We start from the raw sequence: 22,379 nt of genomic DNA, 5'->3' as shown, positions 1-22,379 counted from the left end.
TTGACGGATTTCAAATAAAATTCGTGATATAGAAGGTTTATTTATACAATTTCTTAACGAGTTTACCAATACTAAGTCCTTGCACGATAATAGAAAAAAATACGACTACATAGGTGATGTATAATATTACTTCGGATGAAGGGTTGTCTGCTAAACTTAATGCTAATGCCAGCGAGATACCACCTCGTAATCCTCCCCAAGTTAATATAGTTACTGTTTTTATAGGACTCATTTCTGAATGTTTTAATAAAGAATATGGTATAAGCACCGAAATAAATCTAGAGAAAAGCACTATGAAAATAGCAATAATTCCTAATGTTAAATGTCCAGTATCAAATTTTAATAGGTGTATAGCTAAACCTATCAGAACAAATAAAATACCATTAAAAACATCATCTAATACTTCCCATATATCGTTGATTAGTTTTCTTGTTGCTCCTTGATTGGATGCTACATTTAATTTATTACCAATTATCATTCCTGCAACTACCATTGCTAATGGTCCTGATACATGTATTAAGGAGGCAAATGCATATCCTCCCATTACAATAGCAAGACTGATCATGACAGATAATTGAGGATTTTCTTTTACAGACTTAATGCTTTGATATCCTAAAAAACCTAGCAATGCACCATATATAATTCCACCAACAGCTTCTTCCAGAAATAGTTTACCGATCTCTAGACCAACTGAGCTTTCTCCGTGATGTTCCCCCATTCCGGTAAGGATTAGTATTCCAGAAAATACCACAACTCCGATTCCATCATTAAACAAAGATTCGCCTTCAATTTTAATACCTAAACTTTTGGCAATGTTTGCTTTTTTTAGAATGGCCATAACAGCAATCGGATCCGTAGGAGATATTAATGCTCCAAAAAGGAGTGCATGTAAAAAAGGTAATTCAATATTAATTAATTGTGCCGCTCCAAAAGTAAGCCCGCCAACAATAAATGTAGAAATCAAAACTCCTAAAGTGGCAAACAAGATAATCGGCCATTTCTCTTTTGCTAGTTCATCAATATTTACGTGAAGTGCTCCTGCAAACAACAAGAAACTTAAAATACCATCCAATAGTAAACTTCTAAAATCAGAATTAGCAACGATATCACAAAAAAATTGGTAGAAATCAGGTGCAATACTCTTACTTAAAGTAATAATTACTACCGTTACTAAGCTCATCAGCATAAGTGCTATGGTAGCAGGCATTTTTAGCCATTTATAGTTTACAAAACTAAAAAAAGCAGCAATAGAAAAAACAATACTGAAGGACTGTAGCATAGTTATTTAGATTTTACATTAATATATTTTCCAACAAAGACAGCGATAACAATAGCTAGATAAAACTGACCAATGATATTCATAACTAAGGTAATAGATTGTGCTTGTGGAGTAAGAGGAGTAATATCCCCATAACCTACGGTAGTTATGCTAATAAAACTAAAATAATAAAATATGTATCCAGAATAATCTCCTCTTAGATGGAATGATCCTGGATCGATGAAATGAATAGTCTCAAAAAGGATTCCACCGATGATCCCTAAATAAATGAACCCCAAAATAGGGCCAAGAATAAACTGAAGGTTTATTTTATCTATTTTCCTTAATTGATGTAATAATAAAAAACAGAAGTACGAAAACAAAAGAAATGAAGATAGTAACCGGAATACATTGATCATATACATATCCGGATTAGAAAACTCTAACCATATAAATACTAAAGCTGTAATACCTAAGATATACGTTCTTATTCTGGTTTTGGTATTAGAAGCAATCAATGAACTGGCAAGAATTACCAGCGTATAATTAAGGACTACTGCGTGGGCAGGATACACCTCCGATATACTAGCGTGAATTGGAGTTAATAGAAAATTAAATACACTGATGAGCGCTATTAAGTATTTATAGGTATCTAATATTTTTAGTATTTTATTCATTACTTACAAATAGTCCTTTAACAACCTGAGTTTTGATTAATATTTAGCTCGAAACTAAGTATCCTATGATATATCTGTCAGATCGAGCGGAGTCGAGACTTAATATGTACTATCAAAAAGCAACCTCTCGATTCCGCTCGAGGTGACAGATTAGAAATGATTATTTAATTTTCTTATAATCAATGGTTTATTAATCGAATCCATGTTAATATATCCTAGAAGGCAGATTCAGTTCTTTTATACTACTAACATCAATTCGCAATTGATACCAGTCTTCAATTTTTACTACATTACCTGTTACTAACGAAGGCTTACCTACATACGGTAATATTTTTTTATTAATTGGATCTCCTTTTTGATCCGTGATCAAATAATATTCTGAGATATTATTCTCATCGGTTGTAGCTAATACAGGCGGAATCCCTCCGGAAATACATAAGACAGCACAGCTTCTATGAATCTTTCCTTTTCCAGGTTTCATTACCCCGAAATAACACTTGGGATCTACAATCTCACCAGTTAATTCCATATCGTTTACCAATGATTTGATCTTAGGTAATCGTTTAGCATTAGCTTTTTCGATGAGTGTAACTTTTTCATCGCTAGTGATCTGTAATAATGTTTTTCCGTTATAATAGATGAGATTCCCTTCAATACTCAGCATACTTCCAGATAACTCAGAAGCTTCTTCGCGTATCTTTTTTAGAAATGGATTAGCACTATATTTTCCAAAACCGATTAAAAGTATATTTTTAAAGGTGTTTTCAGCAGTTTTAACTTTCAACATAGGATATGGCATTTCATGATAAACTCCCATAATCTTCGTATTCGTTGTTAATTCAAAGGAACTATTCTTAAAAGTATTTTGTGTAAAAGCAAAAACAACAGCTATTGTTATCAGGGCTAATAAACCTAATATCACAAAGTTCTTTACTGTCTTTTTTGTTTTGGAGGAAACGTTGTCAATGTAACCAACAAAAAAATCATCTTCATTAGTATTCATAGATATTATTATTTAATAGGTGACAGGTGCTACTTCGGTTCCTTCTGCTAAGGCTTCTGGTAGTACATATATTTTGTTGTTATCATTTTTTAAACGGTATGTCGCAACTTTTTCTGTAAAAGGAGGAGGAGACTGACCATTATGAGGCAGGTATTGATATCCGTGCCATGGACATGTAACACAACCATCTATAACTTTCCCTTCACCTAATGGACCTCCTTGATGTTTACAGACATTAGAAATAGCAGATAGCTTGTTATCGTATTTAAAAACAGCGATTCGCTCTTTATCTACTATAAATATTTTAGCTCTATCCTCAGGGATTTCATCAATGTCACAAACATATTCCCAGCCGTCTTCTATAAGCTGTGTTTTGGTTTTATCTGTTTTTGTTTCTTTGAATCCAGTAATTAAGTGTAATGAAGCGATCGTTATAAAACCTAATCCTAATACCAAAAACGAAGCGATAGAAGGTTGTTGTTGAAATGCTCCAAGAAATATGTGCAAAATGATTAAAGCGTATGCAAAATATACCATCATATGTAGTCGCTTCCAGATTTTAGGAGATAAGTTTTTTAACCAGAAATCATGACTTGTAGCGGCCATTAGAAATAAAATGATTAAAGCGAAAAAACCTAATACCTGAAACGGGAAATTGGTTAGAGAACCGTAATCCATATTAGAAGTGAAAATCGCATAGATAGGATTCGTATTTCCCAGCGCATGAAACTGAAACATAGAAAACCCTCCATGAACCAAAGCTGCTAAAAACATACTAACACCAAGATGACGACGATTATATAACAAAGGTAGAAACCTGGTATTTAATCTTGCTAAAGGTCCTATAGCCAGAATAATATGCAGTAAAGCAATTGCTAAAGTTCCAAAAGCTCTTATAATCAAGGTTTCTGGACTTGTCCCACTATTGGTAATTATGGTAATACCAATGAAGCAGAGTAAATAGATAAGCATGCTAAGCCCTATCCATTTATCATAGATCTTTTTGTTTTTATTCCACAATACAGTTTGATAATTTACTCCCATTATAGTGTGATATTAATAATGTTGTTTTTCTTTATTTCATCATATATCCGAATACTCCTGGTAGACTTATCAACTTCGAATTGATATATTCCTTTCTTACTCAATGTACCTAAATAGGTTCCATCTCCATTGCTTGGTGTTAAACTATACACAATGGATGAGGCCGTTTTCAGCGGTTTTTTTAGAATAATCTGAAGTGCATTTGATGAGTTTTGCTCTTTGATACTTATATAAAAGGTGTCATTCTCTAAAACAGTACGTTGCCCTGAAATTTTTTCAGAAAGTAATACATCATTGTCTGTAAGTAAGGGCTCTTTAATACTATGAATTGAAAACATGATTAGTACAGGTACTGCAATAAGTAACAAGATCCATGTTATTTTATGAGCTTTTCGTAATCCTGAAGTCATGATTTTGTTCTTGATTTATTAATTATTTTCAAAAGGAGAACAGGCCAAAGGCCAATTGCTCCTGGAACCAACAATAATCGAACGGTCCATTTACTATCTGCTATCAGTTCATCTATTTTAAAGGCACCTTTGATAAAAAAGTAAATACCAAATAAAAAACCGATTCCAAAATAGAGACCTAAAAGACTCGTTATAATTTTAATTACTATTTCCATATTTATATAAGGTTTACATCTGTAATTATTTCCAACAATGCCGGACCATCGTGATCTCTTAGTTTTTCTAAGGCAGGAATCAGGTCTTCTTTTTTAGTGACTTTAATTCCCAAAGCGCCACAGTTTTCTGCATATTTTGCAAAACTTACATTGTGCAGTGATGTCTGCCATACGTCTACTTCTGCTGCTTTTTGTTCTTTAGAAATTTTACCTAGTTCTGAATTGTTTAACAATACGTGTTTGATGTTCATATTGTACTTCACCAATGTCATCATTTCTCCTAAATACTGACCAAAACCACCATCACCAGATACTGACCAGATAGGTCTTTCTTTTCCTTGTGCTGCCCAGGCTCCCATAGCTGCAGGTAATGAAAATCCAATAGATCCTAAGTATCCTGACATTAAAATAGATTGATTTTGAGGCTCGAAATAACGACCGAATGAGTAGGTGTTGTTTCCTACATCTACAGCAATTACAGCATTTTCTGGAGTGACTTTATTCATTGCTTCAAAAACAGCAATGGAACTGATTCCTTTATCACTTTGATCTTTTAATCTATTTGCTTTTTCTTCTTTCCAGATGTTCCATCGTTCTGCAATCTCAGATCTTCTATCAATCGTATTGATATTGTTTTCTGTTTGTTCTTCTATCAGCGATAAGGTTTCTGAGATTTCTCCCCATAAAGCTGCATCTACTTTATGAAATTTACTTAGTGCTGTTGGATCGTAATCCACCTGAATGATAGGTTTCTTCGGAGTAATCCCAGTATGATTAGAAAAAGAAGCTCCAAACACAATCAATAAATCACTTTCATTCATAAACCAGGATGCGATAGGAGTTCCACTACGCCCTAATACACCACATCCTAATTCATGGGCATCCGCTATAAGTCCTTTTCCTTTAAAGGTAGTAATTACAGGGCACTTTAATTTATCCGCAAAGGCAGTAATCGCTTCCATATGAAATCTTGCTCCATGCCCTACTATAATGGCTGGTTTTTTAGATTCCGAAATCATCGAAACTGCTTTTGCAACCATCTGTTTTGGAGGTGAAATATTCATAGGTGTGATTCTACCTTCAGGAGTTTGTGCTTCTTCACCTTTAGTTTTTGGCATAAAAGCTACTTCATCCGGAAATGTAATATGTGATACATTTCTATTTAGTAAAGCACTTTTGATAGCTAAATTCATTAATTCACTATGTTTTGAGTTTTGCTGTACTGCGTGATTAAAATCAGCTACGGTCTGGAAAGCTTTAACTAAATCTACTTCCTGAAACGCTCCGGTTCCCATCACTTGTGTATTTACTTGCCCAGAAAATGCTAGTAGTGGTGCTCTGTCTACTTTAGCGTCCCACATACCTGTAAACATATTGGTAGAACCGGGTCCTGCAATACCAAAACATACTGCGGGTTTCCCCATTAATTTCCCATAAGCAGATGCAGCAAATGCTGCGGCTCCTTCATGACGAATCCCGAAATATTGTAATTTCCCTTGCTCTTCTAATCGCATCATAGCATCTGCAACACCAAGATTGGAGTGACCCACCATCCCGAAAACGGTGTTAACATCCCAATTAACCATGGTTTGCATCATGACATCAGAAATAGTATCCTCATGTTTAGGTTCTTCCGGAATACCAACAAAAATAGCATCTCCATCTTCTTTTACTTCGAAAGTAGTAACGCCATCATCATAACCTCCTGGAGGTAATCCTGTGCAAGGATCAAAATCCCATCCGTGCCACGGACAGCGTAATAAACCATTTTCTATAGAACCTTCTCCTAGAGGACCTCCTTGATGCGGGCATCTATTATCTAAAGCAGAAAATTTACCTTTATAATGAGTCAGACAAACACCTTGATGACCAGCGGTTACGGTCTGTACTCTTCCTTCTGGAAGTCTATCTTTGTTATCCAGTACTTTATACCAAACAGTTTCTTTTTTTGAAGCCATGATTGTTTTTTAAGATGTTAGCATTTATTGAGATATTGATCTTGTCTAATTTTTACGGCCCTAAATGAATAAATAATCAGAGCTATTAAACCTAATAGGGCGCTGATAATACCAGCGATGGTAATAAAAATTGTAGCATTGAAATTGATTTTGAGACTTTTGTAAATTCCAGAAACTAATGCAGAAATCACAAAACTAGCTACAGCGACATATAAAAAAACCATTGCGCTATTTAGCAGTTTAAGTTGTCTTAGTTTTCGTTCAATTAGTTTTTCTTTTGTCGAGTCTTCTGTAATCAATGTTTTAATCTCTGTGCTTAGATTAACTAAAAGATTAGAAGTGGATAATATCAGCAGTCCAATACCTGGTATAATAGTCGCCGGTAGATACCAATGTTCCATAATTTTTTAGTTTTTATATATAGAAAGAGCTTCTTCAAAAAAAGTAATTCCATTGCTTTTATGTATACCTGTAATAGGTAAAATAGCACCTTTAAAACCTTCGTTTTTCCATTCGCCAAGAGATAGCGATTTAAAGTCTGCTGTATCTACTCCATCGTGGCCTCTGTATCCACTTATATAGAAGTAGTAATCATTATGGGCTTCATCCGGAATTGCTAAACCTAGTCCAATGGCAAGACCAGTTTCATCTTTTAACGGCGTAAAAGCTCCTGTGTCGAAATGATGAGGCCATATTCTTATTTCAGAATCTAATTTATTTCTATCCAGAAATTCTCTAATGATTTCTGACGATAATACTCTGTTTTTTTTTAATTGTTTAAGCGCCGAAACATCTTCTAATTTGAAGACATAGTCATCGTTAATTTGATATGGTAGTTCATAATGGATATCGTAAGAATACGGTTTGCTTATTTCACTATTTGCTGTCATTCTTTTTAACCATTGTAATACTTCTGCATGGGATGTGCCATCCAGTTTCAAAGTGCTTTTAGAATTAGCATCATTCCATTCTAATGTAAAAAGATCATAACTAAGAGAAAGAACAATTGGTTTATTGTCTAATTTCCTTGTGTAAAGCGTTCCTTTTTCTATTGAAAATCCAAGATTCGTGTGACTATCATCATCTTTTTTATCTACAAAACTTATTCCAGCAGCAGCCAGATATTGAGCCGCTAAGTGCATTTGAGTTGTCATATTGTTGGTTGCGTTATATGTTAATCATTGTGTTTTAAAGCACACCGGCATAATTTATACCTGTTAATTTATGCATATCCCTATCAAAAGTGGATAAATCATCTTGATTAAATTTAGATACGTCATCGTATCCGCAAGCTCTTGCAATAACTTTAATTAAGTCATTAGTAGCGTCAAAATAATTGTATAATTGCTTTGCTGAGGATTCTATAATCAATCTGCTTCTTAATGATTCTTTTTGCGTAGCAATACCAACTGGGCAATTATTGCTTCCACATGCGCGCATTCCTAAACATCCAATAGCCTGCAATGCAGAATTAGATACAGCAATAGCATCAGCACCAAGCATCATTGCTTTTGCAAAATCTTCTGCTATTCTTAACCCTCCAGTGATAATTAGGGTAACATCTGTAGCACCCACTTTATCAAGATATTTTCTGGCTCTTGCTAATGCAGGAATTGTGGGGACATTAATATTATCACGCAAAATAGTAGGCGCAGATCCCGTTCCACCACCGCGTCCGTCTAAGATGATATAATCCACACCAACATCTAAAGCAAACTGGATATCTTTTTCGATATGACTGGCTGCAATTTTAAAACCAATTGGGATTCCACCTGTTCGATCACGTACTTGTTCAGCAAATGCTTTGAAATCTTTTACACCGTGAAAGTCAGGAAAGGTCGCTGGAGAGATAGCAGTTTCTCCTTGATTTAGACCTCTAACTTCGGCAATTTCTTTACTTACTTTGTTTCCTGGTAGATGACCACCTGTACCAGTTTTTGCTCCTTGTCCTCCTTTAAAATGAAAGGCTTGTACTTTATCTAATTTATCCCAGGAAAATCCAAATTGAGCCGATGCCAACTCATAAAAATACTTGGTATTGTTTTCTTGTTCTTGTGGTAACATGCCTCCTTCTCCAGAACAAATTCCGGTTCCGGCCATTTCTGCACCTCTGGATAAAGCAATTTTAGCTTCTCTAGAGAGTGCTCCAAAACTCATATCACTTACAAACAATGGGATATCCAGGTGTAAAGGTTTCTTTGATTTAGGACCAATTACTACTTTGGTAGTTACTTCTTCGTGATCTAACAAAGGTCTACTAGCTAATTGAGCCGGTAAGAATTGAATATCATTCCATTTAGGCAATGTATTTCTATCTACACCCATAGAAGCCGAAAAACCATGATGTCCTAGATTTTTTAATCCATTTTTAGCAAGCTCCTTTATGTATCCAGTATAAGGTTCTGTGTCTTCTGGATGCGTATCTGCATAAGCTCCTAGATATTCATCTCTGTTAAAAGGTTGTGGTTGATTTGCTAAATATGCATCGATTTCTATTTCATCCACATATAAGTTGTCTCCTTCTATTTTTGTGTTGAATTTATGGAGAATCTCCTTATTGTTATATTCAGAAATACCTGTGTCAACTCTATAGTCCCATCCGTGAACTCCACAAATAAGATTATGCCCATCAACATGTCCATCAGCCATTAAGGCACCTCTATGCAAACATCTACCATATAATACAGATATTTCTTGATCAAACTTGACAATAACCAAGTCTAATCCATTTACTAAAGCGTGCGTAGGTTGTTTATTTTCTAAATTACTGATCTGGGCAATTGCTACAGGTTTTTTCATGTGATGTTTCGGTGTTTTGATGTTAGTTATTTTGAAATTTATTCTGTTAATGATCGGAATAAATATATTATTTGGTCTTAAGGTTTTAACAAAACTTTCAGTATTGTTGAATTTTTAAAAAGCAAATCCAAGAACGAATGTTATTCTGCCTCCATCAGAGCTTGCATAATACCCTAAATTAGCAGTAAAAGAGTCTAATCCACTAATCCAAAAAGATCCTCCTGCACTGTTGTGCCACTTATCAGAATTATCATTTTCTAACCAGACTCGGCCATAATCAAATCCTCCTGTAAGTCCATATTTAAGAGGAATGAAGCTTGTCTTAAATTTACCAAGTTTAAGTCGTAAATCCGTATTTTGATATGCAGCATATTTACCAACAAACCTTTCGTTTCTAAAACCGCGTAACCCTTTTACGCCACCAATCTGGGCTCCGTGATAAAATTCGAAATCATTACCCAAGATTACTTCGCCTCCAATCTCGGTAGCAAAGACCAGGTTTCCGCTTTTATTTAGTTTGTGGTCGATGTCAATTTTAGGTTCTATATACCCAAAACTATTATCGCTTCCGTCGATAGCTGTTTTATATCCTGCTGTTAGCCCTATTTCCATCCCCAAGGTAGGAAAAGCTATGTCATTTTTGTTCTCAAAGCCATAAGTAACTTCTGCTCCTACATAAGTTTGTTGATCAAAAACATCATTGGTAATAGGAATGCTATTGACAAAACGACCATTTGTATTTTCTAATTCAAAGGATTCTATCAAAGGTTTGAATTGAAAATATCCTCCATCTCTTCCTCTCCAAATCAATGAGATTGCAGCGTTCCATTTTCTAAGTCTAACACGATTAAAATCTAAATCAACAACATCTCTGTCATAATCCGTTTCATTACCAAAGCCAAAGAAATTCTGAGCAAAACTTGGACTGGTGTACAGCCCTTCAATGCCAAAATTCCAATTATGAAAGATATGAGAAAATTCACCTTTATAAGAGACGTCAAACCCTCCTGAACCTGTATAGAAAGATGTGCTAATAGAATGTTTCTGGGTAAATGGATTTCTTTGTAATCCATAATATGTGAAATTATCTAATACACCCACTCGTAGTCCATCATCCGGATTAAATGCTATTAATGGAAGTATTTGATTAAAGGAGTATTTTGTTTTTTTGTAATCATAATTATTAACATCATAATCGTCTACAAGCCATTTTTTAGAGCGTTTATTTACAATAGTGTTATTTTTATTTTTATAATCGTATAACTTTATTCTTTTTGTGTTTTTGAAGTCATACGTGTCATTTTTCTTACCTCCAATTACTTTTATATCAATTAGGTTATTTCCTTTTCCTTCTACATTAAAGGTATCATTACCATCTAATCCATATAGCCAAATTTCCTTAGTTTCTTTTTTATTAAAGGTTCTATTTAGGATACCAATATCTTTTCTTTGGATTTCTATATTGGTCTGGCCATTTGGTAATCTTTTTATATTAAAAATGTCATCTTTTTGAGTGCCTGTTATTACCTCAAAATTGTTGAGGTGTTTATAATATTTCTGGGCAATATCGACAATATTAGACCTTCTCCCTTTCAGTTTCTTTTTGATATCATCAATGGTCTCACCTTTCATTTCCTGAGGAAGATTTTCAAAAGCATTTTCTATTACTTCATCGGTAAGATTTTCCTGAATATAAGTAGCTTGTTCTTTCCATTTAGACCAGTCCGAACCATTAATAAAAGTCATATCTAATGGATATGGAGTCTGACCAAACCATTTAGGACTGCGTAGTTGGTCATCATAAGATTGCATTTTTCTTAAACCAGGTATAGCATGAGTTAAGAAGTTAACAATGGCACCATCAAAAACAGAGAATGCCTGATCTCTATCTCTTGGAATTGGTTTGCAGATTTCTGTACCATCTTCTTTTTCGAAGAAAGCCCATCTCCATTGATCTGGATGTCGATCCCAGTCACCAATTAACATATCAAATAATCGCGCTCGGATATAAGAAGGTTCATCTACTATGGATTTACCAGTTTTATGTACTTCTTGTAATACATCATTAGAACTAAGAATCTTTTTAGGTTTCCCAAAAGATGCCAAATCACTATGACTGGATTCTGCTCGTTCTTCTACTAAGTATAATTCATCTCCAAAACCGTTATTGAATTCACCAAGGGTTTCTTGTTTTGGAATATAATATAAACTTGGGTTGGTATGAAATACATCAACGGCATCTGATAATGTTGCTATAGCAAAAGGTGTATAAGGATGTGCAGTAGTGTAGAAATCTAATAAAAATCGATCAGCGTAACTATCTTGTAGATCTTCTTTTACATATTTATCAAGAAACGCTGTCGACTGAATAAATTTTGTAGCGCTTTTCCGTAGCGCACGCATTACGTATTGTTTACCGTCTTTATCGACTAATCTAAGTGAGTTGGATTGATGCCCTCCTCCTTTTCTGACAGGTGTTAAACCTCCTTTAAGAGTGTCTAAAAGAGCTACCTTGGCTTGTACTTGTTTACTATAATGTTTTCTGTAATGTTGTCCCCATAAACCTTTGTATAATTTACTTTTCTTAGTTTCGTCAAGACTATAAACAGATGAACTCTGAGTTGCTGAAAAACTAGTAATAGGCTTTAGTATATATGCAGTTTTTTCTTTTTCATTTCGTAATACAGTCGTGTTAAATAGGGGAGTTGTATTTCCATTTTCTAAAGAATAATAATGAACAGTAGTTTTACCATCGGCATAAATATCTAATTTAGCATATCCTTTTTGTGTACTTGCAAAATCTCCTTCGAGGGCTTTTTTAACCCGTTCAGTTTTTCCGATAGCACCACTTATAATTTGTGGGATTCCATATTTATTTATGTATTGTAGGTTTTTATCTTTTCCGGATACAAAGATTACATTTTCATTTTGTCGAGCAAGGGTGGTAATTCTATTTCTAAAATTGCGATATTGTTTATTTTCAAAATCTTGTATCGATGTACCTGCCGTATTGGATAATAGTCCTTGTTTAGAATAGGTATGTATTGGGTGATGAATGGCTATAATTTTGATTTTATCCTGGTTCTTTTTCAAAATACTTTCAAATTCTAGAAAAAATTGTGTTCTGTTTTTGATATCACAATCATCATTGATGTAGATGTTTTTATTCCAATTTTCTAGATACCATTGCGAATCGATTGCCACTAAGACTACATTTTTAGATATGTCTTTTTTCTTGATAGGACAGCCATCATCTGGGTAATATTTAGCTTTACTATTTTTTTGAATAAATTTTTCAATTCCTCTTACATTTTTATAACCTGCAGATTTCCATTCATTATAACCTGGAGTAAAAATAATCTCTCCATTAAAATCGGCAATGATGTCTAATTGTTTTCCAACAGATGTTTTGGAAGAACCTTTTTTAATGCTTTTAGGATCGGCAGTGTTACCGACTATTAGTAAAGTAGCATTTTTAGTTTGATTAGAAATTGATTCTATATTTCTTAAAATACTTTGATTTTCATCTTCACTGGTATTTGCCGTAATAAAAATAGAGGTTTCTATTTCTTGAGCATTAATAGATTTAATAGAAAATAAGAAGAGAATAATTAAGATGAGTTTTGATTGTGTGTGTTTCATATCTTAATAGATTAGTTTATATATTATCCTGTTGCTTTTGAGTCTTGAATAGTGAGATGTTTTGGGAGTTATAAGCTATAATGTTATTTTTTCTTAAAGAGCTTAATACATTACTGACTGTTTGTCGAGATGTATTGGTTAGATTCGCAATATCTTTATGTGACAAGAGGTTTTTGGCAATAATTCTAGTATTTTTTTCTTCGCCAAACTCTTGGATATAGTCAAAAATAAATTCTTTAATTCGCGTAGTACTATCTTTATAGAGTAAGTCCTGTAATCGTCTTTCCAATTTTTTGATACGTAAACCATAGACTTTTAGAACACCGTTTTTAAGGGATTTATGTTTCTCCATAATACTTTCCATTCGTTCAGATTCTATATAGCAGACGATGCAGTCTTCTAAGGCAATAGCTTGTTCTTCTACTGCAGCTTGTTCATTGTAAAGTGATAGTTCACCAAATATGTGTCCTTTTTTTACAATGTACTTTACATTTTTGTTAACGGTATCTATGATTTTTACAGTTCCTTTTTTAAGGAAAAAGATACTTTTTTTATCATTATTAAGTAATTGGATGGTAGTTCCTTTATCAATACTGTCCATTTCCAGGATTTCACACATGCGCATCATGGTGATTCTACCTAGTTTGTTGAAAAGGTTAAAGCCTTCTAGAAACCAGTATTTAGTATATGTATTCAATTAGATGAGGTTTGATTAGTATTGTTAAATGTAGTAAAATTTAATAGTACTGACTATGAATTAATTAGCAGAAGTTACTTCAGACGACAATCTGGTGTTATTTACAGTTTTTTACTCCAGAGGAAGGTCCTTTTATAAAATGTCATATACCTACAGATGATATCAATTTAAGTTTGTAACAAAGCCTCATAGTTGATAATCATCATAGCGGAAAAGGAGTCACTAAAAAGTACTAGCTTATATAACAAAACGTAAAGACGTATAAGGTCAAAACGGATGAGTTTGGTAAATTTTTCTAAAATGAGAAGGAGCTGTATGAAATTCATACAGCTCCTTTCTAACTATTTCCCCAGCATTAAAAACTCGTTACAAACTACTTCTGTTATGTATCTTTTATTGCCATCGTTGTCATCATAACTGCGCGATGTAAGTTTACCTTCTATGGCTACTTCCTGGCCTTTGTTTACATATTTTTCAATAATTTCTGCTGTTTTTCCCCAGGCAACAATATTATGCCATTGCGTATCCGTGATTTTATCACCTGCTTTATTGTAGTAATAATCGTTTGTGGCGATAGAGAATTTTGCAAGCTTCTTACCAGAGTCTAAATTTAGAATTTCTGGTTCTTGCCCTAGGTTTCCAATTAACTGTACTTTGTTTTTAAGTGTATTCATGATTTCAATTTTTAAAAGCCTGTCTATAACAGGTAGATTAAACAGTAAATAGTATCAAGTTCTTATGTTTCGACAATGCAAACATAGATGCAGGCTAAAAAAAGATTCGGTTAGGAAGTGTTTATTTTCGGTTGTAATCGTTTGTAGTCGTTTGAAAACGATTAATAAAAGTAGTTTTGAATAAAAAATTGATACCTTAGGAATATTAATAAAAAACAGGATATAAAAACTTATGAATGATTCAATCATAGCGGTCTTGAAAACAATTTTTGATAGAGATTTGACAAAACTGAAAGAAGAAGTGAGTGCATATTCCAAAGAAGAAAATCTATGGATCGAAACAAAAGATATCAGTAATTCTGCAGGAAATCTGTGCTTGCATCTTGTCGGTAATCTGAATACTTATATAGGTGCAGAATTTGGTAAAACGGGATATATTAGAGAAAGAGATAAAGAGTTTTCGTTAAAAAATGTGCCTAAATCACAACTGATATCTATGGTAAATGATGTGATGACGATTGTACAAGATTCATTGGATAAAGTAACGCATGAAGATCTACAAAAAGAATATCCCAGAATACTAATGGATAAGAATCCAAGTACGCTAAGGTTTTTTATACACCTTACTACACATTTAACCTACCATTTAGGACAAATAAACTATCATAGAAGAATACTAGATGTGTAATCTAGAAAAGTAACCATAGCGATGTTAAAAAAAATATTAAAAATATTATTGGTTTTGATATTACTCATAGCCATTGGTGCGGGATATCTTTATTTCAGGTTGCATAATAATATAAATAATGTTCTTGAAGCAAAAAATGATTGGCGCAGTGAAGTATTAGAATTTCCGTTAATATTTGCAGGAGATTTAGATTATGAAGGAGAAGAGCATATTCGATTTGCACCGGGTTGGGGAGAAACAAATAGTGAGGATTATTTTTCTTATGTTTTTCTATGGATCTTAGAGGAAGATCCAATGATAAATGAAGCGGCACTAGAAAACATCATGAATATTTATTTTGATGGACTTATGAATACAGGAGCCATTACGAATTTTAGTTTCTTTAAAGATATTCCTGTAACAGAATCTTCGATGCAGAAAATTGAAGATGATCGTTATAAAGGTTCTATAAAACTTTATGATGAATTTTTTGCAAAGGATATGATTACATTACGTGCAAATATTAAATATGAATACTGTAATGCTACAAAAAAACATTTAGTCTGGTTTTACTTGTCTCCTAAAGAAATAAATCATCCTATTTGGAATCAGCTTCAAGAAGTGCATTTAAATATCAATTGTCAATAAAAACAAAGCTATCTTTTGGCGTAGCACTTTGTTGAAAATATTTAAAAAACAAAAGAATTTGAAAGAAGAATACCAAGAATTTTATAATGCTTATATCAAATTATTCCCTGACTTAAACTCAGAAGAGTTGGCTTTTTTACGTTCATACCTAACTATAGAGGAGTATGATAAGAAAGAATTCTTGTTCAAGAGTGGAGAAGTTCAGAAAGAAGTTGCATTTGTGTGTAAAGGTCTTCTTAGACGATATTATGTTAACGAAAAAGGGAATAAGATAACTACAGGTTTTGTAAACGAAAATAACTATGCCACAGATTACCCGGCTTTTATTAGACAAATACCATCTAAGTATTTTATTGAGTGTTTAGAGCCATCTGTCATTATAAAGTTACCCTATGATAAAATTCAAGAAGGGTATAAAAAGTATAAGAGAAGTGAAATGTATGGGAGGTTAATTGCCGAGTATGTCTTGACTTTCCAAACTGATAGAGTAGAGAGTTTTCTATTTAAAAATGCAGAAGAAAGATACTTGGACTTTATAGCGCATAATAAAGATATTATAAATAGAATCAGTTTATCTCACTTATCAACTTATTTAGGAATAGAACGTCAATCTTTGAGCAGAATACGAAGCAAAATTGCAAAAAAATAGTTTTTGTCACATATGTGTCAGGTACATTGTTTAATTATATCACATTTTTACGGTGTAAATTTAAACACAATAAAAAATGATTACTTATAGAACAATAGTCGGCCCAACAATTTTTATATTATTTCTTTTTTTTGGTGTAATAACTTTTGGACAAGAAAGCGTTATAAAACCAGCTATTCATAAAAGCATACAACAACAAACTAATAAGATCTTTGACGACCTTGTAAAAATTCATAGAGATTTTCATATGAATCCTGAAGTTTCTGAACAGGAAAAAAGGACAGCTCATAAAATCAAGGAATATTTGCTCTCTATTGGATTAGAGGTTAAAACAAATATTGGCGGCAATGGTGTTGTTGGTATTTTAAAAGGAGCCAAAGAAGGAAAGAAAATTGCCTGGAGAGCTGATATTGATGCGATGCCTTCAGAAATACCTGATGTGGTAGATTTTAAATCAAAAACAGAGGGTGTTCGTCATATTTGTGGACATGATGTACATGCTACTATCGCATTAGGGATTGCTAATGTATTAGCAAGTCAAAAAGATCAATTAAAAGGGACGGTTTATTTCATTTTTCAACCTTCAGAAGAGAATTATAAGGGAGCACAAGCAATGATAGAAGATGGCTTATTTGATATCATCAACCCAGAAGAGATATACGCAGCTCATATAGCTCCACTACCTGCAACAATGATCTCAACCAAACCAGAATGGCTGTTTGCTGATTATAAGGTCATAGAAGTATCGTATAAAAACTCAGGAGATGATGATGCCATGATTGAGTACACTAAGACATTACTTAAAAGTTTTCAAAATGTAGAACCTGGTAGTAAGTTTTTTGATCCACAAAGTTTATTAAATCCTGCTATCGGTTTAGCTAATCCAAATACAATTTTTAAGGATTATACCACGGTATATGATAATTTTAATGTTAAAAAAACAGAGGCTCTAATATCAATTAAAACGTATGTTGGCTCTAGTATTTTTAATGAGTTGGATAGAATTTTACCTCAAGTAAAACAGAAAATTAAATCGTCAAAATATTCAACTAGTTTGGTAAATGTGTCATATTCTGGAGATCGAGCGAATCTTATGAATGATAAAAAGTTAACCAATAAGGCAATGAATGCTATTTCTACAGTTTATGGATCGCAAAGTGTAATCCGACTATATGGAGAAATGCCAGATGGGCGTGGTGATGACTTTGCATATTTCCAGGAAAAGGTACCCGGAACGTATTTTTTCTTAGGAGGTTCTAATTTCGAAAAAGGGATTATTTCGATGCCTCACGCACCAAATTTTGCGATTGATGAAATTAGTATTAAAACCGGAGTGAATTATTTTTCGTCATTAATTGTAGAGCGGTTATTTCAATAGGAGGAGTAAGTGTACAGGAACTATTACAGTCTAATCCCTGAATCTTTCAGAGGTAATTAAAATATAGTATCTTCATAACAAATCTATGATTTGTTATGAAGTCTATTTTTATATTAATGATTCTCGTTCTTTGCATTTCATGCTCGGGAGATGATAATGAAACAACTCCATCAGTTTCCTCTTTTTTATTTGAAGACGGATTTGAAACTCAAACCAATAGTATAGACGAGCTTTTTCCTGATGACGGCAGCAGATGGTCGAACATACAGCAGACGAATCCTTCAAATGAAATTACAATATCTAATACTATTTTTTCAGAAGGACAAAATGCATTGAGGTTATTTGCATTTCAATCAGACAATGTACTGTCCAAAATGGATATAGAAAAAGGAGGATTTCAGGCTTTTTCCGGAAATCAAGTAATTATTCAGGCAGATTTTTATCTTAACGCTACAGCGAATTTAGAGGAACTTTTTTTGATTGATTTAGAGTGTTGCTCCTGTTGGGATCCTTTAGTAGATGCCGATCCCTCTTCGGATGGCGATAATCAATGTCCCGGTGTTCGACTAAAAATGTCTGGCGGTAATGATTTTTTATCCTTAGAAAGAGGTAAAATTTCTGCAAGTACGCTAACGCAAACATCATTTCAGTTTCCTAGAAACGAATGGGTTTCGGTTCGATTAGAATTAACGTTATCTGATAATGATGCTGGTACGAATAAGTTACTCATCAATGGTAATGAAGTGATTAATAGTAGTGGTATGAATATGCCAAATGCACAAGTGTTTAGAGATGTTTTTGCCCAGAATGGGATTGATTTTAATTTACAGGAACCTACTTTTTACGAAAGAATACAAATCGGAGCTACAGCGAATCCAACAGCTGAAGATATAGAACTTTTTGTAGATAATTTTTCTATTCAAATTAACTAAGAACGGTATTGTTCTTAAAACATTCAGTATGATACGACCATACGAGTTGCATGATAAAAAAGAATTGGTTGCTATTTTTAAATTAAATACACCCAAATACTTTGACCCAAAAGAAGTAAAAGATTTTGAGGAATATTTAGAACAGCATAGTAACACCTATTTTACAATCGAATATAAAAACAACATAGTGGGTGGAGTAGGGTGCTATGTAAAAGAAGAAGACAAAACCGGAAGAATAACCTGGATATTTTTCCATCCGGACTATTCCGGACTTGGATTAGGAAAACAAGCAGTAACATATTGTTTGAATTCTTTTAAATCAAATGCTACTATCAAAAAAATAGTGATAACGACTTCTCAATTAGCATATCGATTTTTTGAAAAGTTTGATTTTACGTTAAAAGAAACGGAAAAGAATTATTGGGGACCTGGATTGGATTTATATTTGATGGAGCGGAAGATTTAGAGTACTTCTTAAGTAACTAAAACAATCAAATTTATAACAGATTATTTTAAAGATTACAGCGTCTAATACAGTATCTTTATCACACCATTCTAAAAACTCATTTACACATAACATACTTCTCATTGATGCTATGATGGATACACTCTTAGAAACCGAATTTACATTTCACAAGCCAGAAATTAAAAAGCTTAATGGCTATGACAACGTCAATTATCTTGTTAAAAATAAATCCGGGCGGTATATTTTTAAAACCTATGCGTATCATAAAGAGTTACTGGCTGTTCTGGAGGCAGAAAATGAAGCCCTGCTGCATCTTCAGGAAAAAGACACAGATACATCTCCTAAACCGATTCCTTTTACAGATGGTAGTTTTATAAAGGTCTTGATGATTGATGGGGTAAAAACAATTTGCAGGATGCTTTCGTTTCTGGATGGTTGGTTTTTAGGAGATATAAAAGCTTCAAAAGAGTTATTTTGTTCATTAGGTGTTTTTCTGGCAGAAATGAACCTTACATTTCAAAAATTTGATAGTTACGTACTAAAAGCCAGACAATGGGAATGGGATATCCAATATCTCCATCTAAATAAAAAGTACCTTAACGATATTCCAGACCCTCATAATAGAAGTATTGTGTACTATTTTTTTCAGCAATTCGAGGAACAGGTAGTTCCATTATTGCCAGAATTAAGAAAACAAGTAATTCATAACGATGCTAACGAGTGGAACATCTTAACGAAAAATGGCAGCGTTTCAGGAATCATTGATTTCGGAGATCTGGCATATTCACAGCTAATTAATGAAGTAGCGATTGCCATCACTTATGCGTGTTATGATAAAGAAAATCCACTGGATTGGGCACCGATAGTTCTAAAAGCGTATCATAGTATTCTCCCATTGGAAGAAAAAGAAATTAAGGTGTTGTATTATTTAATAGCTGCAAGGCTATGTACAAGTGTTTGTAATTCCGCTCATTCTCGAAAAACAGATCCTGAGAATACCTATGCTACCGTGAGTGAAAAATCTGCCTGGCAAATGTTGCACAAATGGTTAAGAATTAATCCGATTGGGGCAGAGCATTTATTCAGGAAAACAATAGGGTTGCCAGTTGATAAAATAGAAACAACCGATGAAGCGATTAGAAAGAGGTATCAGCATATAAGTTCTATTCTGTCGGTAAGTTATAAAACTCCCATTTTTATGACTCGTTCGGCTTTTCAATACATGTACGATGCTGAAGGGAATACTTTTTTAGATGCGTATAATAATATTCCACACGTTGGGCATTCACATCCAAGAGTAGTAGAAGCTGGACAAAAACAAATGGCAACATTGAATACCAATACCAGGTATCTGTATGATCTGTTACCCAAATATGCAGAAGAACTATTGTCAAAATTCTCGGATTCACTTAATAAAGTATTTTTTGTAAACTCAGGAAGCGCAGCCAGTGATTTGGCAATCCGAATGGCGTATGCACATACTCAGCATAAAAAAGTTATGGTGATGGAACATGGGTATCACGGCAACACCCAGATTTCTATTGATATTAGTGATTATAAATTCAATAGCTCAAAAGGACAAGGACAAAAAGAACACATTCTAAAAACCCAAATTCCGGATACCTATAGAGGCAAATATACTGACGAGAACGCAGGTGAATTGTATGCGGAGGAGGCGGTGAAACAAATAGAAAATTCGGATCATCCGATTGCTACTTTTATTACAGAACCCGTTGTGGGATGCGGCGGACAAGTTCCGCTGGCAAAAGGATATCTAAAAGAAGTGTATCCGGCAATAAGAAAACAAGGAGGGATCTGTATTAGTGATGAGGTTCAAACAGGTTTTGGACGTTTAGGAGATCACTTTTGGGGGTTTGAAGCACAAGAAGTTGTGCCGGATATGGTTATTGTTGGGAAACCAATAGCAAACGGACATCCAATGGGTGCTGTCATTACAACAGATGAAATAGTCGAATCTTTTAGTAAAGGAGTGGAGTTTTTTAGCTCTTTTGGAGGAAATCCAGTTTCCTGCGCCATTGGGTTATCAGTACTGGAAGTAATTGAAAATGAAAAATTACAAGAAAATGCGAAGATAGTAGGAGCCTATTATAAATCGCTCTTATCTGAACTTCAGAAAAAGTACGATTGTATTGGTGATGTGCGAGGATCCGGTTTGTTTTTGGGAATCGAAATTATAAAAGGAGAAAATCGTGAAACCAATAGAGTTCTAGCACATCATATTAAAAATGAATTACGAGATAAATTCATACTCATTAGTACGGATGGTCCTGATGATAATGTGTTGAAAACGAAACCTCCTTTATGTTTCACAAAAGAAAATGCTAAAGAAGTTGTGGATGCTATTGACAGTGTGTTAGAAAGTTATTATCAAACACAAAAAAGATTTTAAAGAAAGAATACAAATGCCTAAACCAACAATAATCATTACAATTAGTACGATAATTCTTTTATTGGTTTTAGGATGTAAACAGCCTGAAAAAGATGTGATCACGATTGCTGCAGCCGCTAATATGCAGTTTGCTATAGATGAAATTTCTAAAGCATTTACAAAACAAACCGGAACGCCTTGTGAGTTGGTAATCAGTTCTTCTGGGAAGTTAACTGCACAGATTAAAGAAGGAGCTCCGTACGATATTTTTGTTTCTGCTAATATGAAATATCCAGAAGAAATTCAAGCAAGCGATTTAACCGTTCATCCGCCTAAAATATATGCGTATGGTCAATTGGTATTGTGGTCAATGTATGATAATATCCGACCTTCTATCGAAATACTAAAAAACGAGGAAGTCAAACACATTGCTTTGGCAAACCCCAAAACGGCACCTTATGGTCAAGCAACAATTAAAGTGTTGCAGAATAACGCTATTTATGATCAAGTTAAAAGTAAATTAGTATACGGAGAAAGTATTTCGCAAACTAATCAGTTTATTACATCAAAGTCTTCGGAGATTGGCTTTACTGCAAAATCCGTGGTACTATCTCCTAAAATAAAAGGTAAAGGACATTGGATAGCTTTGGATAAAGAAACGTATCCGCTTATTAAGCAAGGAGTTGTTATGATTAAAACGGAAAATCGAGATTTTAAAAATGCTCAACAGTTTTATGATTTTCTTTTTTCAAAAGAAGCTAAGGAAATACTGGAAGATTTCGGATATTTAGTGTCTGATAGAAAATAGACGATTTTTATAATTTGAATTATTTTTGATGGAATTTTGATTTTCTTTTTTGATGTAGATGCTTT

The 22,379-nt window shown here is 33.6% G+C and carries 21 protein-coding genes; 8 read left to right on the top strand and 13 right to left on the bottom strand.

Going from position 1 to position 22,379, the window contains the following annotated elements:
* Positions 1-37 precede the first annotated feature (37 nt).
* From Q0829_RS15110 to Q0829_RS15050, 13 genes are all read right to left on the bottom strand, one after another.
* On the bottom strand, positions 38-1,279 hold the full coding sequence (locus tag Q0829_RS15110) for a sodium:proton antiporter (RefSeq protein ID WP_298544572.1): 1,242 nt from the start codon (positions 1,277-1,279) through the stop codon (positions 38-40).
* Positions 1,280-1,281: 2 nt separating this feature from the next.
* A complete protein-coding gene (locus tag Q0829_RS15105) occupies positions 1,282-1,935 on the bottom strand; it encodes an ion channel (RefSeq protein ID WP_298544570.1) in 654 nt (217 codons plus the stop codon).
* A 205-nt stretch (positions 1,936-2,140) separates the two neighbouring features.
* Positions 2,141-2,938, bottom strand: a complete 798-nt coding sequence (locus Q0829_RS15100; RefSeq protein WP_298544568.1) for a hypothetical protein — start codon at positions 2,936-2,938, stop codon at positions 2,141-2,143.
* A gap of 12 nt (positions 2,939-2,950) precedes the next feature.
* Complete coding sequence (locus Q0829_RS15095) at positions 2,951-3,982, bottom strand: Rieske 2Fe-2S domain-containing protein (RefSeq protein WP_298544566.1); 1,032 nt, start codon at positions 3,980-3,982, stop codon at positions 2,951-2,953.
* Positions 3,982-4,392, bottom strand: coding sequence for a hypothetical protein (locus tag Q0829_RS15090; protein WP_298544564.1), 411 nt, complete (start codon positions 4,390-4,392; stop codon positions 3,982-3,984). The genes Q0829_RS15095 and Q0829_RS15090 overlap by 1 nt, the downstream gene beginning before the upstream one ends.
* Positions 4,389-4,607 (bottom strand): hypothetical protein, encoded by a 219-nt coding sequence (locus Q0829_RS15085; protein ID WP_298544561.1) that lies wholly within the window; start codon positions 4,605-4,607, stop codon positions 4,389-4,391. The genes Q0829_RS15090 and Q0829_RS15085 overlap by 4 nt, the downstream gene beginning before the upstream one ends.
* A gap of 2 nt (positions 4,608-4,609) precedes the next feature.
* The gene (locus Q0829_RS15080; RefSeq protein WP_298544558.1) at positions 4,610-6,565 is read right to left on the bottom strand and encodes a thiamine pyrophosphate-dependent enzyme; all 1,956 of its coding nucleotides are present in this window, start codon (positions 6,563-6,565) and stop codon (positions 4,610-4,612) included.
* Positions 6,566-6,582: 17 nt separating this feature from the next.
* The gene (locus tag Q0829_RS15075; protein ID WP_298544555.1) at positions 6,583-6,966 is read right to left on the bottom strand and encodes a DUF2721 domain-containing protein; all 384 of its coding nucleotides are present in this window, start codon (positions 6,964-6,966) and stop codon (positions 6,583-6,585) included.
* A gap of 6 nt (positions 6,967-6,972) precedes the next feature.
* Positions 6,973-7,719, bottom strand: a complete 747-nt coding sequence (locus Q0829_RS15070) for a hypothetical protein (protein WP_298544554.1) — start codon at positions 7,717-7,719, stop codon at positions 6,973-6,975.
* 34 nt (positions 7,720-7,753) lie between these two features.
* Positions 7,754-9,364, bottom strand: a complete 1,611-nt coding sequence (locus Q0829_RS15065) for a glutamate synthase-related protein (protein WP_298544551.1) — start codon at positions 9,362-9,364, stop codon at positions 7,754-7,756.
* Between the two features lie 114 nt (positions 9,365-9,478).
* Positions 9,479-13,006, bottom strand: coding sequence for a metallophosphatase (locus tag Q0829_RS15060; RefSeq protein ID WP_298544548.1), 3,528 nt, complete (start codon positions 13,004-13,006; stop codon positions 9,479-9,481).
* A gap of 16 nt (positions 13,007-13,022) precedes the next feature.
* Positions 13,023-13,703: a Crp/Fnr family transcriptional regulator gene (locus tag Q0829_RS15055; protein WP_298544545.1), complete on the bottom strand. Its 681-nt coding sequence runs from the start codon at positions 13,701-13,703 to the stop codon at positions 13,023-13,025.
* Between the two features lie 341 nt (positions 13,704-14,044).
* Positions 14,045-14,377: a single-stranded DNA-binding protein gene (locus Q0829_RS15050; protein ID WP_298544542.1), complete on the bottom strand. Its 333-nt coding sequence runs from the start codon at positions 14,375-14,377 to the stop codon at positions 14,045-14,047.
* A 232-nt stretch (positions 14,378-14,609) separates the two neighbouring features.
* Between Q0829_RS15050 and Q0829_RS15045 the strand changes: the two genes are divergently transcribed.
* From Q0829_RS15045 to modA, 8 genes are all read left to right on the top strand, one after another.
* Entirely contained in the window at positions 14,610-15,065 is a 456-nt protein-coding gene (locus Q0829_RS15045; RefSeq protein ID WP_298544540.1) for a DUF1572 family protein, read from the top strand.
* A 54-nt stretch (positions 15,066-15,119) separates the two neighbouring features.
* Entirely contained in the window at positions 15,120-15,692 is a 573-nt protein-coding gene (locus tag Q0829_RS15040; protein WP_298544538.1) for a hypothetical protein, read from the top strand.
* A 58-nt stretch (positions 15,693-15,750) separates the two neighbouring features.
* Complete coding sequence (locus Q0829_RS15035; protein WP_298544536.1) at positions 15,751-16,341, top strand: Crp/Fnr family transcriptional regulator; 591 nt, start codon at positions 15,751-15,753, stop codon at positions 16,339-16,341.
* 76 nt (positions 16,342-16,417) lie between these two features.
* Positions 16,418-17,719: a M20 family metallopeptidase gene (locus Q0829_RS15030; protein WP_298544534.1), complete on the top strand. Its 1,302-nt coding sequence runs from the start codon at positions 16,418-16,420 to the stop codon at positions 17,717-17,719.
* Between the two features lie 95 nt (positions 17,720-17,814).
* Complete coding sequence (locus Q0829_RS15025; protein ID WP_298544532.1) at positions 17,815-18,651, top strand: hypothetical protein; 837 nt, start codon at positions 17,815-17,817, stop codon at positions 18,649-18,651.
* 28 nt (positions 18,652-18,679) lie between these two features.
* Complete coding sequence (locus Q0829_RS15020; RefSeq protein ID WP_298544530.1) at positions 18,680-19,117, top strand: GNAT family N-acetyltransferase; 438 nt, start codon at positions 18,680-18,682, stop codon at positions 19,115-19,117.
* 130 nt (positions 19,118-19,247) lie between these two features.
* On the top strand, positions 19,248-21,527 hold the full coding sequence (locus Q0829_RS15015; protein WP_298544528.1) for an aminotransferase class III-fold pyridoxal phosphate-dependent enzyme: 2,280 nt from the start codon (positions 19,248-19,250) through the stop codon (positions 21,525-21,527).
* A 13-nt stretch (positions 21,528-21,540) separates the two neighbouring features.
* Positions 21,541-22,314, top strand: a complete 774-nt coding sequence (gene modA / locus Q0829_RS15010) for a molybdate ABC transporter substrate-binding protein (protein ID WP_298544525.1) — start codon at positions 21,541-21,543, stop codon at positions 22,312-22,314.
* Positions 22,315-22,379 lie beyond the last annotated feature (65 nt).

It is taken from the genome of uncultured Aquimarina sp., from assembly GCF_947492405.1.
In the GTDB taxonomy this organism is placed as follows: Bacteria; Bacteroidota; Bacteroidia; order Flavobacteriales; family Flavobacteriaceae; genus Aquimarina.
The sequence above is the reverse complement of the archived record's forward strand: the minus strand, read 5'-3'. Positions and strand labels throughout refer to the sequence as shown.

Bases quoted from the DNA above. Each gene is read 5' to 3' on its own strand.
- Q0829_RS15100 (WP_298544568.1), bottom strand. From the start codon at position 2,938: ATGAATACTAATGAAGATGATTTTTTTGTTGGTTACATTGACAACGTT.
- Q0829_RS15065 (WP_298544551.1), bottom strand. From the start codon at position 9,364: ATGAAAAAACCTGTAGCAATTGCCCAGATCAGTAATTTAGAAAATAAA.
- Q0829_RS15075 (WP_298544555.1), bottom strand. From the start codon at position 6,966: ATGGAACATTGGTATCTACCGGCGACTATTATACCAGGTATTGGACTG.
- Q0829_RS15110 (WP_298544572.1), bottom strand. From the start codon at position 1,279: ATGCTACAGTCCTTCAGTATTGTTTTTTCTATTGCTGCTTTTTTTAGT.
- Q0829_RS15070 (WP_298544554.1), bottom strand. From the start codon at position 7,719: ATGACAACTCAAATGCACTTAGCGGCTCAATATCTGGCTGCTGCTGGA.
- Q0829_RS15030 (WP_298544534.1), top strand. From the start codon at position 16,418: ATGATTACTTATAGAACAATAGTCGGCCCAACAATTTTTATATTATTT.
- Q0829_RS15085 (WP_298544561.1), bottom strand. From the start codon at position 4,607: ATGGAAATAGTAATTAAAATTATAACGAGTCTTTTAGGTCTCTATTTT.
- Q0829_RS15105 (WP_298544570.1), bottom strand. From the start codon at position 1,935: ATGAATAAAATACTAAAAATATTAGATACCTATAAATACTTAATAGCG.
- Q0829_RS15045 (WP_298544540.1), top strand. From the start codon at position 14,610: ATGAATGATTCAATCATAGCGGTCTTGAAAACAATTTTTGATAGAGAT.
- Q0829_RS15025 (WP_298544532.1), top strand. From the start codon at position 17,815: ATGAAGTCTATTTTTATATTAATGATTCTCGTTCTTTGCATTTCATGC.
- Q0829_RS15060 (WP_298544548.1), bottom strand. From the start codon at position 13,006: ATGAAACACACACAATCAAAACTCATCTTAATTATTCTCTTCTTATTT.
- Q0829_RS15080 (WP_298544558.1), bottom strand. From the start codon at position 6,565: ATGGCTTCAAAAAAAGAAACTGTTTGGTATAAAGTACTGGATAACAAA.
- Q0829_RS15015 (WP_298544528.1), top strand. From the start codon at position 19,248: ATGATGGATACACTCTTAGAAACCGAATTTACATTTCACAAGCCAGAA.
- Q0829_RS15095 (WP_298544566.1), bottom strand. From the start codon at position 3,982: ATGGGAGTAAATTATCAAACTGTATTGTGGAATAAAAACAAAAAGATC.
- Q0829_RS15050 (WP_298544542.1), bottom strand. From the start codon at position 14,377: ATGAATACACTTAAAAACAAAGTACAGTTAATTGGAAACCTAGGGCAA.
- modA (WP_298544525.1), top strand. From the start codon at position 21,541: ATGCCTAAACCAACAATAATCATTACAATTAGTACGATAATTCTTTTA.
- Q0829_RS15090 (WP_298544564.1), bottom strand. From the start codon at position 4,392: ATGACTTCAGGATTACGAAAAGCTCATAAAATAACATGGATCTTGTTA.
- Q0829_RS15020 (WP_298544530.1), top strand. From the start codon at position 18,680: ATGATACGACCATACGAGTTGCATGATAAAAAAGAATTGGTTGCTATT.